Annotated in this window: 16 protein-coding genes; all 16 read right to left on the bottom strand. The window is 39.1% G+C overall.

All coding sequences use genetic code 11. The features are described from left to right. Nucleotides 1-11 precede the first annotated feature (11 nt). The 16 genes from HN459_07910 to HN459_07835 all read right to left on the bottom strand — a co-directional run bounded on the left by HN459_07910 (nt 12) and on the right by HN459_07835 (nt 16,824). The gene (locus tag HN459_07910) at nt 12-557 is read right to left on the bottom strand and encodes a TlpA family protein disulfide reductase (protein ID MBT3479370.1); all 546 of its coding nucleotides are present in this window, start codon (nt 555-557) and stop codon (nt 12-14) included. Between the two features lie 38 nt (nt 558-595). Beyond that, on the bottom strand, nt 596-1,000 hold the full coding sequence (locus tag HN459_07905) for a hypothetical protein (protein ID MBT3479369.1): 405 nt from the start codon (nt 998-1,000) through the stop codon (nt 596-598). Nucleotides 1,001-1,020: 20 nt separating this feature from the next. Beyond that, nucleotides 1,021-1,683, bottom strand: coding sequence for a 1-acyl-sn-glycerol-3-phosphate acyltransferase (locus HN459_07900; protein MBT3479368.1), 663 nt, complete (start codon nt 1,681-1,683; stop codon nt 1,021-1,023). A gap of 37 nt (nt 1,684-1,720) precedes the next feature. Next, on the bottom strand, nt 1,721-2,776 hold the full coding sequence (gene mutY, locus HN459_07895) for an A/G-specific adenine glycosylase (GenBank protein ID MBT3479367.1): 1,056 nt from the start codon (nt 2,774-2,776) through the stop codon (nt 1,721-1,723). Between the two features lie 2 nt (nt 2,777-2,778). Then, nucleotides 2,779-3,201 carry a MarR family transcriptional regulator gene (locus tag HN459_07890; protein ID MBT3479366.1) on the bottom strand — a complete coding sequence of 141 codons (423 nt, stop codon included), beginning with the start codon at nt 3,199-3,201 and terminating at the stop codon, nt 2,779-2,781. A 41-nt stretch (nt 3,202-3,242) separates the two neighbouring features. Beyond that, the gene (locus HN459_07885; protein MBT3479365.1) at nt 3,243-3,572 is read right to left on the bottom strand and encodes a tRNA-binding protein; all 330 of its coding nucleotides are present in this window, start codon (nt 3,570-3,572) and stop codon (nt 3,243-3,245) included. A gap of 2 nt (nt 3,573-3,574) precedes the next feature. Continuing rightward, nucleotides 3,575-4,786 carry a lipase gene (locus tag HN459_07880; protein ID MBT3479364.1) on the bottom strand — a complete coding sequence of 404 codons (1,212 nt, stop codon included), beginning with the start codon at nt 4,784-4,786 and terminating at the stop codon, nt 3,575-3,577. Between the two features lie 44 nt (nt 4,787-4,830). Further along, nucleotides 4,831-6,171: a hypothetical protein gene (locus HN459_07875; GenBank protein ID MBT3479363.1), complete on the bottom strand. Its 1,341-nt coding sequence runs from the start codon at nt 6,169-6,171 to the stop codon at nt 4,831-4,833. Nucleotides 6,172-6,273: 102 nt separating this feature from the next. After that, nucleotides 6,274-7,284 carry a glutamine synthetase gene (locus HN459_07870; GenBank protein ID MBT3479362.1) on the bottom strand — a complete coding sequence of 337 codons (1,011 nt, stop codon included), beginning with the start codon at nt 7,282-7,284 and terminating at the stop codon, nt 6,274-6,276. Nucleotides 7,285-7,394: 110 nt separating this feature from the next. Further along, the gene (locus HN459_07865; protein MBT3479361.1) at nt 7,395-7,559 is read right to left on the bottom strand and encodes a P-II family nitrogen regulator; all 165 of its coding nucleotides are present in this window, start codon (nt 7,557-7,559) and stop codon (nt 7,395-7,397) included. Continuing rightward, a complete protein-coding gene (gltB, locus tag HN459_07860) occupies nt 7,559-12,031 on the bottom strand; it encodes a glutamate synthase large subunit (GenBank protein ID MBT3479360.1) in 4,473 nt (1,490 codons plus the stop codon). The genes HN459_07865 and gltB overlap by 1 nt, the downstream gene beginning before the upstream one ends. Nucleotides 12,032-12,240: 209 nt before the next feature. Beyond that, nucleotides 12,241-12,717, bottom strand: coding sequence for an Lrp/AsnC family transcriptional regulator (locus HN459_07855; GenBank protein MBT3479359.1), 477 nt, complete (start codon nt 12,715-12,717; stop codon nt 12,241-12,243). Between the two features lie 120 nt (nt 12,718-12,837). Next, on the bottom strand, nt 12,838-13,734 hold the full coding sequence (locus HN459_07850) for a hypothetical protein (protein MBT3479358.1): 897 nt from the start codon (nt 13,732-13,734) through the stop codon (nt 12,838-12,840). Beyond that, the gene (priA, locus tag HN459_07845; protein ID MBT3479357.1) at nt 13,731-16,010 is read right to left on the bottom strand and encodes a primosomal protein N'; all 2,280 of its coding nucleotides are present in this window, start codon (nt 16,008-16,010) and stop codon (nt 13,731-13,733) included. The genes HN459_07850 and priA overlap by 4 nt, the downstream gene beginning before the upstream one ends. A 137-nt stretch (nt 16,011-16,147) precedes the next feature. Next, nucleotides 16,148-16,591: a 50S ribosomal protein L9 gene (locus HN459_07840; GenBank protein ID MBT3479356.1), complete on the bottom strand. Its 444-nt coding sequence runs from the start codon at nt 16,589-16,591 to the stop codon at nt 16,148-16,150. Nucleotides 16,592-16,593: 2 nt separating this feature from the next. Next, complete coding sequence (locus tag HN459_07835) at nt 16,594-16,824, bottom strand: 30S ribosomal protein S18 (protein ID MBT3479355.1); 231 nt, start codon at nt 16,822-16,824, stop codon at nt 16,594-16,596. Nucleotides 16,825-16,864 lie beyond the last annotated feature (40 nt).

Genomic DNA, 16,864 nt, shown 5'->3' with positions numbered 1-16,864 from the left:
CTAAGGATTGTTTAAACCTTTAGAGTGGTGAGAATGAATGCTTTAATTTCATCCTCAATTAATTCTCCTGTTACAATTCCAATTTTTCTCGGATTCTCTTTATCAAGAATGACATGGAATGGCGTACCCCACTTACGGTTATCCCCACATGCCTTTTTAAATTTATAAAATTGGGTTTTATTTCTTTTCTCTTCATTCTTATCAGCCAATTCTCCAAAAAGTAGTGGCATTTTTAATCCGTATTTATCCACGAAGGCTAATGCTTTTTTGGGGGGAGAATAATCCATTACCAAAACCATTTTCATTTCGGAGGCCTTATAATTCGAGAATAATTTATTAATCTGTCGAGCCTCATAATGGCAGTTGGGACACCATTCAGCAAAAAACGAGAATATAGTTACTTTCGATTCTCCGCTATAAGTTTTTACCATTTCAATTTTATTCCCCATCAAATCTTCTCCTATAAGATCTGAAAGGATTGCTCCCGAATTTATATCCATTTCTGTATCAATCCATTGGATTGAAGAATATTCATGGGGTTTTTGTTCAATTGTCATTTGATGTAACTCTTAAAAGTTAGTTAAAAAGAATTTATTTATTTGTAACCTACAATTATAATAACAATTAGTAGCATTCCCAGGCATAAATTTCTAAAGAGACTAAATTTTTGTTGAATATATTCATTCGTCATATCTGCGTGGATCAATTTGGCTCTGGACATATGGCTAAATCCCACAGCTGCCAGCCCCACCAATATTTTAAAATGAAGCCAGCCAACTGAGAGCCAATAGGTTTGGTCAATCATCATAAGTACTCCTGTGAGTGGGATAAAAAATGAGGCGGGCATTTCTACCTTTGTAATTAAATCGAGGATTAAATCTTTGTCTGAAGTTTGTTTTTTGGACCATATTATTGATACCACTAGGGCTGTGCCGAACCAAGCCGCCATTCCAATCAAATGCAAAATTCTTAATACAGTATAATATGAAACAATTTCCATTATTTCTTTCCATTCATTTATTAAACTTCAATCAATTCAGTAATTTTTACTTTAACCAAATTTCTTAATTCATCCAAAGAAAGATTCTCATAATCTTTCTTTTTAATTGGATTCCCGAAAACTGTCGTCAATATTCCCGGCCTTATGCGCCAATCATTTTTACTCTTGGCTTGATAAGCTCCAATCAACCCAACCGGGACTATTGTAATGCCTGTATTTTTTGCTACATGGAAAGGGCCCTTTTTAAATGAGCTTAATTCCCCTGTAATTGTTCGTGTTCCCTCCGGCGCAATCATCATAGAGACCCCTTCTTCAATTGCTTCCTCTGCTTTAATCAAACTTGATATTGCGTTATCCAACTGATTGCGAATGATAGGAATAACACCATACTTTTTAACTAAATATCCCCACACCGGATACGAAAATTGCTCAATGGCGCCCACGCCCGTAAAGTAATGGCGAATTCCGGCCACCATCATAAATGCATCAAAAAGTGATTCATGGTTCATCATGTAAAGATAAGGCCCATCTTTCGGATTTGGTGCAGTTCCTTTAATCCGAAACCACTGCCCACCGAAAATCATAAAGAATACGGCTAAAACTCGGGCCAATGAATGGAGCCTGTATGATGGCACAAAGATAATTGAAACAGAATAAACTAATGCCCCTAATAAAAAAACCACCGCCCATAGCGGCCAGAGAAAAATTGAAAGGATAGCTCTAAACATCCTTTTTTTCTATCAATCTAAACAGTTTATGATTTGCTTTTGAAAATGCAAATTGATTCAAGTCAGAATAGCGGACCCATTTTACACCGGGCTCTGAGACCATATCATTCTTTGTATTGCATTGGTAAAGAGTAATATTCATTTTATAATGAGTAAAAGAGTGGCTTATTTTTCCAAGGGGTCGATTTACCGTTATGTCATATCCATATTGTTTTTCTATTTGACCTATTAAGTCATTTCCTGGAGAATCAATATTCTCAATCACTACATTTGGTAATTCCCACAACCCGCCTAGCAAACCTTTGTTCGGCCTTTTTGAAATTAGAATACTGTCTTTATTTTTTATTAAAGCAGCAACTAATTGCTTTGTAGGAATTTTCTTTTTATTAATTTTTTGTGGGTAAGCTAAGGGATTCCCCAACAAAAACGCTTTGCATAAACTTTGCAATGGACAATCTAGGCATAATGTTTCTCTTGATTTACAAATAGAACTACCAATATCCATTAGTGCCTGGTTTACATCCCCAGGCCTATCAACACCAATCAATTCCTTTAATATGGATTTTATTCTTTTCTGATTATAATTTGAAAGTTTCTTAATTCCTAAAACTCGTGATATAACCCGACGATGGTTCCCATCCATCGCAATATGCGATTGGTTAAACGCCATTGACATAACTGCACCTGAAATATATTCACCAACTCCTGGGAGAGAACGAAACACTTCAATTTTATTAGGGATAATGCCATTGTGTTTTGTGATTACTTCTTTCGCTGCATTATAAAAGTTACGACATCGGGAATAATAGCCTAACCCTTCCCATATTTTTAATAAATCATCTAACTCGGTTTCGGCAACTGACTGAATTGTTGGATAATGGATGAGCCATTTTTTGAAATACGGAATTACTGTATCAACCTGAGTTTGCTGAAGCATAACTTCAGACAACCATATTTTATATGGATTCTGTGATTCTCTCCAAGGCAGATTACGCTTGTTTTGATCGTACCACTTTAGAATCATTCCTGTTTTATTTGTATAATACAATTTTAATCATTTAATCTGTATTTTGAGACTACCCAATGAAATGAAGATAATATTTCTTTCATCTCTTCTTGATCTTCTATGGGAATTTGACGATACAGCTCAGAACCAAACCGGTCAATTTCGGTTTCAATGGCCCCTTGAAGTATTTCGCCGGAGGACGTCAGGGACACTAGAATTGATCGCCCATCTGAAGGGTTTTTATTTTTTTGGACAAATCGGTTTTTCAATAATACGTCTATAAGACGGGTGAGCGTACTATTGTCAACACCAATCCGCTGAGCCAAGGAGGTCATATCAATCCCATCAGTTGGGATTGAAGACATTAACATTATTTGGGGCAGGGTAAGGTTTAAGTTTTTAGTATGAGCGCGAAATAGTGACTGAAGATCAATCAGAAACTGTTTAAGTAATTCTCCAAATTCCATATTTGTATATTACAAATATATAGTATTAATAACAAGCATCCTTACTTAGCCTGTGCACCATTTTGAATATCATTATCCGGCTCTAATAAAACAATATTTCCCATTTCATCCTCCGCCCCTATGACAAGAACTTCCGATACAATGGGTCCTATTTTTTTAGGTCCCAAATTCATAACTGCGAGAATACGGCGTCCACATAGTTCTTCTAAAGTATAATTTTCTGTAATTTGCGCACTTGACCATTTTTTCCCGAATGAGCCAAAATTAATTCTTAACTTATAGGCGGCCTTTATTGCTTGAGGAGAATCTTCTGCTTTTTCTATCGTGCCGATTCTAAATTCTAATTTTCCAAAATTATTTATATCAAGCATATTTATTTAGGTAATGACCAAAGCAATGCCATATGCTTGGAATACAAAATTATCATTGAATCCAATTCGCTTTCTTTCAAACTATGTCCGATAAACTTTCTATGGTCCGATTTATAATCCCCCATAACATACCACTGCCCCGGAATAAGCAATTCATCAGCCCTAAACATAGCAATTGGGTCTGGTCCATTCGCACCTGTTGTTGGTCCAAACATTGAAATTTTATTTACTATACCATCATTTTCAAACCATGTTGAATCTGTGGCTGAACCATCAGCGTAATATGCTTTTTTCATCCCCATAAATCGTGCATTTGCTCTTATGATAAATGACATTTTTTTACCAGGCACATGTCGTCTGGATGTAGAGTCCATTATGGTATTACTAGTCACAAATGAAAAATAAAAAATATCAGGATTGGCTGTACACAGCGTATTCATTTGTTTAGCGCCTTCCACACTTACATCCCAGGCCACCATGTTTTTCGTCCCCCATGATGGATGGTTTCTCATACGTATAAAATAATTTCCCCAAGATTCCTCCTCTTTTCGACTAAACCCCCATTGTTCAAGATCAAAGTTATAAAATGAACTTCCCACTACTGCACCCACAGCTATAAAATCCTGTAAAAAAGGAATACTAGTGGTAACAATATCAGATAAAGTTGTTCCATTATGTGGCGCCGATATTGAAGTAATTGAACTAATCCAGCCATCGTGGGCTTCGCCTAGGAATCCACTTTCCTCCTTATTTCCCAAAGAATCTAATAAAGATGTTTTTAGAAGATAGTCCAACATTCGGACCGTCTGACCTCCCATGCTATGACCGACAAAATGCACAGGGTGTTTCTCGTCCCATTCCGGATATAATCCAGTATAATTTTTGCTTTCCGGTTTTCGAACAAGTCCAAACGCTTCTGAATGTGCTTTCCCATAATCAATCTGGCCGCCTTTAATTTGAAAATATAATTCAACAGCGCGATCCCAGTTTGAGGAAACGGGCCCTACGTTAGCTGTAAAAACAGTATATCCTTCATCCCTTAAAGATTCCTCTAAATCAATCTTCCCACCCCAATAGCGATAATTACCCATCTCTTCTCGGCCCCACCCCATAAAACCATGAACTAATATTATAGGATATTTATTTTGAGCAAAAACCAAATCACCAGCAAGGACAGTAAATAGAATAATTAAATATACAATCCGATTGAACACTTGGACTCGCTCAGTCAATTATGCCATAGGAAATCATAGATTTCTTATTCATAATACCATCCAAAAAGAATCATCATTTCATCTGTAGATAAAAAACCAAACCTAATAGTCTGGTCTGTTGGATTGTCATAAGTTGCTATAAGTTTAAATCCTTCTCCTGAATTTAATTCAATGGGAGGATCGAAATTAAGAATGGGGGGGTGGGACCAGTCATCAGTCCAATAAACCACTTCTCCATCTCGAGATCCACCCGACAATTTTACTACAAATTCAGTCATTTTTTCGTGAGCATGAGTAAATACTTGTCCAACATAAATTTTACCCGAGACTCTAAACGTTCGTTCTAGTGTAGTAACTTTTTGGGGAGGTAGGCTGAAATTCATATGGGACATAGTGAATAGTTCGGCCACATGCTGAACGTCTGTTTTTTCCATGGTATGAATATTGCTAAATACTTCCCCGACCATTACGGAATCTGTTCGATTCACATAATGGACATTTTGATCCAATCCAAATTGTGATGGCAGACGTAACCCCACCCCGGGTGGCATTTTATAATCCAGTCTTGGCCATTGGGTTCCCCCGAAAAATTGATGCTTTATCATCGTTAAGAGGGTTGGAGTATGAATAGCACCGTCTGAATCTCGAAGCTCCCGATCTATACCAAAGGAAGGAAGGTCACCTTGCTTGGTGTCATTATCAAATGAATAGAGAATAAAGTGATGGCTACCTGGTCGCATTTCAATTTCAATCCGACTAACTAACACATCTTCTGTTAATTGTGTATCAGTATAATGAAAGAATTCCCGCTCAAAATTTGGCTGAATATCAAATGGCCCCAAGTGAAGCTGGAATCCTTTTTCTGGAGGATCTAATGGTTTAAAGGCCCTCGGCTTGTAACGGGTTGAATCGTTTAATAGTTTTTCATCGGCAACAATTCCAGTCTCTGGTGCTCCGGCTTCAATCCATGCACGGATAAACTGTAATTTCCCATTATTTAAAAAATTATCTCCCGGGGGCATCATTTGTCCATAATCTGAATGGTCGTTTAAATAATGATCACGGTCATGGGAATTAATTTTCTCCCAAAGAAAACTTTTTCCCAATCCTTTTAGGCCCCCTTCATTGCTCACAAGAATTAGCCCAGCGTCTTTTGCCGCAATATTTTTGGGTGGTACACCAACCATCTCAGCAAAACTTTTCTCATTGCTAAGCACCAAACCTGATTGTCTTGCTATGACTGAACCACTTACGTGACAATTGGCACAACTGGGGGTCAGTACCTCATCCTGGATGACTTGCCATGTTGCCAAAGGACCTTCATTTTTTTCTGCACAACTTGCCAGAAGGAGTAATAGGGGTAGGAGCTTTATGAATGATTTCATTATTTCGTGATTACTTTACTGACGGGAGTTTACGAAATTACCTCAAAAAAAGAAGGCCCCAAATTTGAGGCCTTCTTTTTTACGCATTTATAACTTAAACGTTTAGGAGCAGCATGTTTCCATGAGTGCACCACAAACCAAATATGGGTCCATATTCGCTGAAGGACGGCGATCTTCTAAATAGCCATGACCATCCTTTGCTGTTGCCATAGGAATTCGTACGGAAGCACCTCGATCGCTCACCCCGTAACGGAATTCATGGATGGAACATGTTTCATGCAGGCCCGTTAAGCGCTCTTCATTGTGGGCGCCATAAAGGACAATATGCTCTTCATGTTTTTTACCAAGGTTTTCACAGGCTGCTTCTATAATCTTTAATCCTCCATTTTCACGCATTGCTTTTGTGCTGAAATTTGTATGCGCCCCTGCACCGTTCCAATCGCCGGCAACCGGCTTTGGGTGAAGGGTGGCATTCACACCATAATCTTCTGCAATTCGGTAAAGAATCCAGCGAGACAGCCAAAGTTGATCAGCCACATCCAATGGTCCAAGAGGACCCACCTGAAATTCCCATTGGCCCGGCATCACTTCAGCATTAACCCCCGAAATACCGATCCCTGCTTCCATGCAGGCTTCCATATGATCCTCGACAATATCGCGACCGAAGACTTCATCCGCGCCAACACCACAATAAAAAGGTCCTTGAGGTGCGGGATAACCGCCATCGGGCCATCCTAGTGGTGATCGTCCTTGAAAAAAAGTATATTCCTGTTCAATTCCAAACCAGGCTTCTTCATCTTTATATTTTTCTGCAATCTCAACCAACTGTGCGCGCGTATTGGATTCATGAACAGATCCGTCTGCATTGCGAACTTCATTCATCACTAAAATATTATCACTCCCACGAATCGGATCCAGAACAAAATAAACTGGTTTTAACAGGCAGTCGCTATCACCACCTACTGCCTGCATTGTGCTTGATCCATCAAAGCCCCATTCAGGAATATCATCGATACTGTTGACTGGCCCTTCAAACACTTTTGTTTTAGATCGGAGCTTCGCCGTTGGCTTATGTCCGTCAATCCAAATATATTCAGCTTTAATTAATCCCATATTGTCTCCTCTAATCATTTATTAATATTTAATGCAATCTGCCTATATTCCCTATTTTTTTAAAGCATTTCTATATTTAAACAAGGAAATACAAGGCGCAATATACATTGTTACCCAATTGCTGTGGAACCTTTTTCACCTGTGCGAATCCGTATACATTCTTCGATGGGCATAATAAAAATCTTTCCACGGCCTTTATCGCCTTCTTTGTAAGCTACGCTTGAAATTGCTTCGATGACATTCTCAACGAACCCATTATTTATTAAGGCAGCCATTATTCGTTTAGCATTACGCCTAACCTGTCGGCTACCTGCATATCATATATATTTTGAAAATCAATAATCTCTAATGCCGCGGGTGTAATCCGTCGAAAATAGGATTGATGGCGTTTCCAATCCGCCATGATACTTTTAGCAATTACAGACCCGGTATGAAATTCATGATTCCGCAGTAAACGATAAAGAAGGTTGATATCGCTTTCGGTCAAATCATCTTCCTGCACATATTCTTTATTCAGTTTTTTTGAAATGGGCTTATTGCGCGCATAAACAAAAGCTTGGCCACCGGTCATACCGGCCCCAAAATTAGAACCTATTTCTCCCAATACAACCACAGCACCGCGGGTCATATACTCACAGCCATGATTACCGATTCCTTCAATCACAGCCGCCGCACCGCTATTTCTTACGGCAAACCTTTCACCGCCCCTTCCGGCTACGAACAAATGTCCCCCTGTGGCGCCATAAAGACCCACGTTCCCAATAATGGTGTGCTCACCTTTTTTGCGGCGCACCGCCCGAGGCATCCTGACTGAAATCAATCCACCCGTAAGACCTTTGCCAACATAATCATTGGCAACCCCTTTTAAACGCAATTCAACTCCATCAGTCAAATATGCCCCAAAGCTTTGGCCAGCAGCGCCACCCATTCGTATCTGAATGTTGCCGTTAAAGTTGCCTTTGCCATAAAGGAATGCAATTTCACCCGAGATACGTGTCCCAATAGAGCGCATCGTATTATTTACAATTTTGATAACTACCGCATGACCATGAGTCATGATTGCGGGCCTTATCTCATTTAAAATTTCATCATCAAGACTCTCATCATGGCGAACTCCCTGTAATCGTACTTTCAATGAACTGGCTAACGGTAGTCCTCCTTTTGCTTCTGGATTTAAGATTGGCACTAAGTCCAACCCTCTTTCCTTTATAATAGATTTGGCGTTGATATTCTCAGTTAACAAATCAGTTCTGCCAATAATATCATACAATTTTTGAAAACCCATTTCGGCAATTTTCCTCTGGATTGATGCCCCAATAGCTTCCAAATAATATTTTACATCTTCTGGCTTTCCACGAAATTTTTTGATAAAGTGTTTATCTTGGGTGGCGATTCCCGCAGGACAAGTATTCAGGTGGCATTGACGAGCCATAACGCAACCAAGCGCCACCAGTGCCGATGTGCCAAAATCAAATTCTTCGGCGCCCAAAATGGCTGCCATTACAATATCGTTGGCAGTTCTCATGCCGCCATCAACTCGAAGAATTATTTGTTCTCTTAAACCATTGGCAACTAAAGCCTGATGTGTCTCCGAAAGACCCAATTCCCAAGGTAAACCTGTATGCTTTAAAGAACCCAAAGGGCTTGCGCCCGTTCCTCCGTCTCCGCCGGAAATAAGAATAATATCTGCCCCAGCTTTGGCAACACCAGAAGCAACCGTTCCTACGCCCGGTTGGGCTACCAACTTTACAGATACATTTGCTCGAGGATTCACTTCTTTAAGATCATGAATGAGCTGTTTGATATCTTCAATGCTATAAATATCGTGGTGGGGCGGAGGGGAAATTAATGGCACCCCCGGTGTCGCAGAACGGGCGTGGGCAATTTGAGCTGAAACTTTATGCCCCGGCAATTGACCCCCTTCTCCCGGCTTAGCTCCTTGAGCCATTTTAATCTGAATTTCACGAGCGGCAGCCAAATAATCTACTGAAACACCAAAACGGCCACTGGCAATCTGTTTAATATACGAATTCACATCTTTGTCGGGATTGGTGCGACTGTACCGATCTTCCATTTCACCCCCTTCACCCGTATTGCTACGGGCACCGGCCATGGACATCCCTCGCGCTAAGACACGGTGGGATTCTTCTGATATGGCTCCAAATGAAATGGCCCCAGATCCAAACCGTTTTAATATTTTTTGAGTTGATTCAACTTGATCTGTTTGAATCGACTTACGATGACTTTTTATAGTCATCAAATCACGCAGGTAAATAAATGCGTCCAATTTTTTTAATTTAGCCTCTTTTTGCTGTGCTTTTTGCCGAATTGGTTTAAAATATTCAGGGGCAAAGCCATGCTTTTCACCATTGCGCCGGAAACGAAAATATCCAATTTCAATCAATTCTGGCTCTGCCGGTGCAAAGGCAACATTATGTCGTTTAAGTAAAATATTATAAATCTGGGTTGAGCCAATTCCGCCAATCATGCTTTGAATCGAAGGGAAATATTTTTTCAGGAATTCATGATCCAGTCCAAATGCGTGGAACAGCATACTGCCGTGGTAACTGCTTAAAGTGGATATACCCATTTTACCCATTATTTTAAGCAGCCCTTTTTCAAGGGCATATCGATAATTTCCCATTTTTTCAATCCAACCTTCGTCATTGGCAAAGTGTTCACGAATCAGTTCATACGCCATATAGGGGTAAACTGCGCTAGCCCCCAACCCTATTAAAACTGCCACATGATGATCTTCAACAATATCGCCGGAGATGGGGATCAATGATACCTGAGCTCGCATTTTATATTTAACCAAATGATGGTGAATCGCAGAAACCACCAATGGCATTGGTAAGGGCAATTTGCCTTTGATTAAATTTTCATCAGATAAAAATATAATTTTTGCCCCATTCTCAACAGCCGCCTTTGCTTTTCTCTTTATCGATTTTAAGCGACTATCTAAGTCCTGTTCAATAGATATATGGGTTGAAATCTTTTCGTTAGGGAAATCCTCTTTTCTATGAAAAAGCTCGATAACATCCAAAGGAGATAAAATCGGACTTTCAATACGAAGTGCACCTCCAAAAGTTGGATTCTCATCCAACAAGTTATTTTCAGAACCCAAGTATTTAAAAAGAGCCATGACGCTTCTTTCTCGGATTGAGTCAATCGGGGGGTTGGTAACCTGGGCAAAACTTTGTTTAAAATAATCATAAAAACGACGATCATGCTGGGACATAACGGCTGGCGGCGAATCGTCTCCCATTGAACCAAGGGGCTCTCTGCCACTGGTTGCCATCGGAATTAAATACCGTGTTAGATCTTCTTTTGACCATCCAAAGGCAATGCGAATCCGTTGGTCAAACCCATCTTTTGGTAAACCATAAATCCCAAATTCTTCACTTACATTTTTTCTTTTTATTGAAGACATATGCTGCTTTAATGATTTGGAATAGGACCTTTCTCCGGCAGTTTCACGCTTGATCTTATCATTAAGGAGAATGCCTTTCCCTTTAAGAGAAACAGCAAATATTTCACCGGAGGTCATATGGTGATGAACTAGAAGATTATTATCATCAACGTCAACAACGCCTGCTTCTGAGGCCATGATTACCAAACCATCCTTGGTAACAGTGTAACGCAATGGGCGGAGTCCGTTACGATCCATTTTTGCCACTACATGATTTCCATCGGCAAAAACTAGAGCCGCGGGACCATCCCAAGGCTCCATAAAATTTTCATGGTAAATGAAAAAACTTTTTAATGCTTTAGGAATTGTTTTGCTGTACTCATAAGGATCAGGAACCAGCATCATGATATTCCTAAACATACTGCGACCGCTTTTAGTTAGAAATTCTAAAATACTATCCATACTTGCGGAGTCGCTGCCGCTTTTACTTACAATCGGTTTGAGCGTTTCAATATCATCCTTCCAAAATTGTGATTGAATAACTTTTTCCCGAGCGTGCATCCAAAGGCGGTTGCCCTTTATCGTATTTATTTCACCATTATGAGCCAGCATCCGAAATGGTTGAGCCATTGCCCAGGTTGATTGGGTATTTGTAGAAAACCGTTCATGGAATAACGCCAGTTTTACAATATACTTTTTATGGGTAAGGTCTGTGTAATAACAATCCAATTGGGTGGATGTCATTAGACCTTTATAAACAATCGTTTCTGAAGACAACGAGCAGATATAAGATTTTTTCTTTTTCTCCCTAATCTCCTTTTCTATCGATTTTCTTAATAAATATAGGCGTCCTTCTAGAGATCGGTTTTCTTTTCGGGCCACAGTGAAAAAAAGCTGAACAATGAGCGGCTGGAATTTTCTAGCTGTCTTCCCCAAAGCATTCTCGTTGACAGGCACTTTCCTTACGGCTAATGTTTTAAACCCATTTTCTTTAGCTTTTTGCTTAGCCGTTTCTTCAAACCATTGGAATTCTCGTCGTGTGGTAAAGACCATGGCCACACCAAATGGGCGCCTAAATTGAACCTTTACCTTGAAGTCTTCTTTTAAAATCTCCCTAAAAAATGACCTTGGTATATCCGTAAGGATACCGGCTCCATCACCCGTTTCATTATCAGCCGAGATTGCACCACGGTGCGCTAAACGATGGAGCGCTTTAAGTGCGAGGGGAAGGATGCGTTTCTCTGGTTTTCCTGAATGGGCTACGATAAACCCTGTACCACAAGCTTCGTGGAATACACTTTCATCTACCAGTGGATATATCTTTTCTTTTACCATATTTTTACTTTTACCTTTAAGGAAATAAAAAAGCCCCTGCCTTGCGGGAGGGGCGATCTATAACTAATAATCAATGAGTCGTTTATTAACTCTAAATAAGAATTTATTAATTTATTGCTTTTTCTCGGGATTTTTTATGAATAATACGCGATTTCTGCCCCTGTTAGTTTAGCAATATTTTTAAGTTTAAACAATAGATTCATTATTATTTAAGTAATATTATGTAATTCCTTTAATGTTTTTAAGTCAATGTCTGTTGATTCTTTATATGAAGAAAGGACAACATTTGACTGGGTCCTAGATACACCGGGCCAATTTTGAATTTCATATAAAAAATCTTCCAGTGCTTGTGAATTTTTTACACGAATTTTAAGTATGTGAGATCCACCGCCCGTAATTGAATGACATTCCATTACTGCTCTGCATTCATCCGCTTTTTTTACGAATTCATCATAATGGTCTGAATGCTCACTTACAATAAACACATAGGCTGTTAAATCCAGTCCGGCATTTTTATGATTTAGTATGGCTACAAAGCGTTCGATCAAACCTTTTTCAGTTAATTTTTTAATCCGCTCTCCAACAGCTGGGATAGATAAATCAACTTCTTTCGCTATATCGCTGGCAGTAGAACGGCCATTATTTTGCAGAATTTCGAGAATCTGTATATCCCGATTATCAAACATGTGTGCTCTCCTATTTTTTAATCAATATCGAAGTTATGACATAAATATTTTTCTTAAAAGGACAGTTTAGCTTATAATTTTATGATTTTATAAATTAAATAGACTTTATGATTTAAAATATTAATAACGAACAGATAGCCCAAAAGCGAAAACAAATCCACCGGGTCCGTAGGCGTGGGTATTCAAATCAAAAAGAATATCCTCAAATTCATATGAAACCCCTAGCCCAACATCCGAAAATAAATTTTTTACAAATGACACATCTGTCATTTGAGCAGATTTATTTGTTGATGTACCTCCCTTAATAATTAATCCGTTTCTTAAATACAAAAGGCCTGAAAAAATTAAAACTGCCTTTCGACCTTCTAAAGAATAGGCATGATCTACCTCTAATTCTAATGGCGTATTTGGAATCTTCCCTGCCAGTGAGGTAACAATTGATGAAGGGAGTTTTTCGTTCTTATTAGTATATGAATATAGGATTGAACCTACGTTTTGCAGGCTTATCCCCCATTGACCAAAGCGAGAATAAAAAACAAATCCCGGAGAAAACGTCAATGCGGTTGCATTTAAATTATCAATCCTGCTTAAAAATAGTCCGCCTGTTACACCAATAGAAAATCGCCCTGAGTTAGAAGATCTAGCGTAGGCCAATTTAAAATGTGTGTCTCCCGCAGAATAATTGTCCTCAATTTGATTGTTATCATTTTTACCCTCAAAAAAACCATAATTAATTCGATTTATTTTTAGACCAAAACGATGTTTGTTCCACTTGCCATTTGCCATAATTGATTGTCCACTAATACCGGCAGGGTATTTGACCAAATTAATTTTAAAATTCCTGTTCGAATCCGATAGCATTGCTGGATTCCGAAATTCATTTTGGATTTTAAATAAATAACCGCCGCCGGACAGTCCAACCGTTTGCCCATGGGTCCATGCATTCATTCCTCTAAATGAAACTTGGGAAAATCCCAACTCAAAAATCGTAATGAAAAATAATAAAAGTCTAATCATAAGAGAGAGACTGGGTTAACATCAACAATTAAACGAACATTCCCCGGCAGTTTAAATGTCTTTTCGTCTTGGATAATAGACTTAAAATATTTGTGGAGTTTATAACCGTTTGGATCAAATTCCTTTTTGGACTTTAAAACAATCTGCATCCGAAATTGATTCCGCAGCCTTTCCCGATAACAAAAGGCTGGGCCCAAACGAACTACTCCTTTTGGTAAACGGTTAAATTTGTTCCCTAACATTTTTGATCCTTTTTCGACCGCGTTTCTATTCTCCCCCGTTACTTCTAATCGCACCATCCAACTGAAGGGTGGGTAATCGAGGGCTTGCCGTTCATCTAGACAAATGTTATAATATTTTTTCAAATCAAGCTGTGTGGCACATTTAATGACCGGATTTTCCGGATTGTAAGTTTGCACTACTACTTCCCCGGGAATTCGCCCGCGCCCAGACCTTCCCGCAGCTTGGTAGATTAATTGGAATACGCGCTCGCCCGCCCTAAAATCCGGTAGATACAATCCAGTATCACCATTAATTATTCCAACTAAAGTTGCGTTAGCAAAATCCAATCCTTTGGCAATCATTTGCGTTCCCAGTAAGATATCAATTTTCCCATCAGAAAACCGTTGAAGCATTTCAGTTATATTAGTTCCGGACCGAGCAGTGTCTACATCCAACCGTTCAATAATTGCATCCGGAAATTTTTTATTTAATTCGTCTTCAACTTTTTGCGTTCCTATCCCTGATAATTTGATATTAAAACTTTGACATTCCTTGCAGGTTGAGGGCAATGATCTTTCCAAATGGTTGCAAAAATGACATTGGAGAAAATTTCCCGTTCGGTGAAAGGTTAAGGCGACTTGGCAATGAGGACACATAGTGACTTCACCACAATCGTCACAACGCAAAACGGGGGCGAAACCACGTCGATTATGGAGGAGAATAACCTGCTCTTTTTTCTGAATGCGATCCTCCATCTTTTCTAAAAGAACCCTAGAAAATATTCCGCCATAAATTTCTGTTTCTTCCGATTCTTTTATCATATCCACAACATGAACTTGCGGATATTTGGCGCCGCCAAATCTCTCAGGAAGATGTATATAATCAAATTTCCCCTGGATATTATTATAATATGATTCCAAACTTGGGGTGGCACTGGCGAGCACGACTGCTGCATTATGAATTTTACCACGCATAAGAGAAACATCCCTAGCATGATAGCGTGGATCAGGGGATTCCTGTTTATAGGAACTTTCCTGCTCTTCATCTACGACAATTAATCCTAAATTTTTTAGGGGAGCAAAAATGGCCGAACGGGCTCCAATAACAACTTTATAGTCCCCAGCACAAATTCGTTTCCATGTCCATGCTCTAGCCGATCGGGATAATTTTGAATGCCATAGAGCTACGGCATCACCAAAGGTAGCACGAAACCGTCCAGCTATTTGGGGTGTTAATGAAATCTCAGGCAGTAGCAATATCACGGTTTTATTTTGATGTAATGCATGACGTGCTGCTTCAATATAAATTTCTGTTTTCCCGCTACCCGTTACCCCATGGAGTAAAAACGGATTGAACTGATCATTGTCCAGTGATTCACAAATTTTATCAACTGCTGTTTTTTGATAATCTGAAAATCGTATTTTTTTGTGGATTGGCTTAAATGAAAATCCAGTCAAGTCCGGAAGGATATCCCTTGTTTCAATAGTAACCAACCCTTTCTCAGATAACTTTTTACATACCTCAGTGTGATTAGAAGCCAAATCAGTTAATGATTTGGTAGATACAAAATCCTTTTTACCCATAAGATAATTTAAAACAGCAACTTGAGCTTTTGCATTTTTGGGTAAGTCCAAATCTTTGCTATTAGCTTTAACCCACATTTCGGTTTGTGGTTTATAACGCGTTGATAAATTTGCAGGTAGGGCAGCCTTTGCAGCAATTCCAAGGGGGGTATTATAATATTGAGAGAGCCAATTAATTAATTTCCATAAGTGACTATCCAAGACAGGCTCATCATCTACCAATGATTCGATGGGACGAATCCGTCCCTTGAAATCGGATGTTTTTTTTATATCCACCACGATGCCTTGGATTTTTCGCGGTCCAAAAGCAGCATTAACACGGACGCCAACAGATATTTTTTCTAATAATGATTCAGGAATCTCATAAGAAAAAGTCTGGTAGCTTGAGATAGGAAATGAAACGTCAGCAAACATAGGCCATGAAAATACCGGGCATAGGAATCTCCCGGCAACCGATTGTTTTATTATCAATCAATAAAATCCAAATGTGATTTTTGAAAGAATGGATATATTTTACTTTTATTTCTTAAATAAGAATGTACTCAAAATAAAATACCCCTGCCGAATAGATATCCAACAGGGGTATTAGGTTTTTTGTTAAAATCAGTTTAAGCTTGTATAATGTACACTTTAACTTCTTGGTTTAACCCTTTGGTAATTTTAACCGGCACATCATAAATCCCTAGTGCTTTGATTGGTTCTTCCAAAAGAATTGCGTGGCGATCCACTTCAATTCCTTTTCCGGCCAATGCCTTGTGAATATCCTGGCTCGTAACCGAACCAAATAAACGATCTTCACCACCGACTTGAACTTCAATAGTAATCTCAGTTTTCTTAAGATTGCTGATTAATTCTTCGTAGGATTTTGCCTCCCGTAATGCGCGTGATTTAGCAACTTTTTTCTTTTCATCTGCCAATGCGCGGTTACGTTTGGATGAGCGAACTGCCAAACTCCGAGGGAACAGAAAATTCCGTGCATATCCCGGCTTTACAACAATGATATCACCGGAAGTACCTAGCGTTTCAACGTCTTGCAATAAAATGACTTCCATAATTAATTCTCCGTGCTGACGTTAGTATAGGGCATTAATGCAATATTACGGGCCTGCTTGATAGCGCGGACAAGTTTCCGGTGCATCTTAGCGCTGGTCCCGGTTACTCTCCTCGGCATGATTTTACCCTGATCTGTGATAAACCTTCTCAACAATTTCACATCTTTGTAATCAACTTCGGTAATGCTATTTTCTTTAAAATAACAGAATTTTTTTCTACTCTGAAATGCCATATCTTACTCCTGAACTTCTTCTGTTTCTTTGGGTTCAACT

This window comes from Candidatus Neomarinimicrobiota bacterium, assembly GCA_018647265.1.
Taxonomy (GTDB): Bacteria; Fidelibacterota; Marinisomatia; order Marinisomatales; family TCS55; genus TCS55.
This window is presented reverse-complemented; position numbering and strand designations above follow the sequence as displayed.

What these genes read in the sequence shown, in the direction of transcription:
- HN459_07910 (MBT3479370.1), bottom strand. Translation starts at nt 557, where the DNA reads ATGACAATTGAACAAAAACCCCATGAATATTCTTCAATCCAATGGATT.
- HN459_07905 (MBT3479369.1), bottom strand. Translation starts at nt 1,000, where the DNA reads ATGGAAATTGTTTCATATTATACTGTATTAAGAATTTTGCATTTGATT.
- HN459_07890 (MBT3479366.1), bottom strand. Translation starts at nt 3,201, where the DNA reads ATGGAATTTGGAGAATTACTTAAACAGTTTCTGATTGATCTTCAGTCA.
- HN459_07885 (MBT3479365.1), bottom strand. Translation starts at nt 3,572, where the DNA reads ATGCTTGATATAAATAATTTTGGAAAATTAGAATTTAGAATCGGCACG.
- HN459_07875 (MBT3479363.1), bottom strand. Translation starts at nt 6,171, where the DNA reads ATGAAATCATTCATAAAGCTCCTACCCCTATTACTCCTTCTGGCAAGT.
- HN459_07870 (MBT3479362.1), bottom strand. Translation starts at nt 7,284, where the DNA reads ATGGGATTAATTAAAGCTGAATATATTTGGATTGACGGACATAAGCCA.
- HN459_07865 (MBT3479361.1), bottom strand. Translation starts at nt 7,559, where the DNA reads ATGGCTGCCTTAATAAATAATGGGTTCGTTGAGAATGTCATCGAAGCA.
- gltB (MBT3479360.1), bottom strand. Translation starts at nt 12,031, where the DNA reads ATGGTAAAAGAAAAGATATATCCACTGGTAGATGAAAGTGTATTCCAC.
- HN459_07855 (MBT3479359.1), bottom strand. Translation starts at nt 12,717, where the DNA reads ATGTTTGATAATCGGGATATACAGATTCTCGAAATTCTGCAAAATAAT.
- HN459_07850 (MBT3479358.1), bottom strand. Translation starts at nt 13,734, where the DNA reads ATGATTAGACTTTTATTATTTTTCATTACGATTTTTGAGTTGGGATTT.
- HN459_07840 (MBT3479356.1), bottom strand. Translation starts at nt 16,591, where the DNA reads ATGGAAGTCATTTTATTGCAAGACGTTGAAACGCTAGGTACTTCCGGT.
- HN459_07835 (MBT3479355.1), bottom strand. Translation starts at nt 16,824, where the DNA reads ATGGCATTTCAGAGTAGAAAAAAATTCTGTTATTTTAAAGAAAATAGC.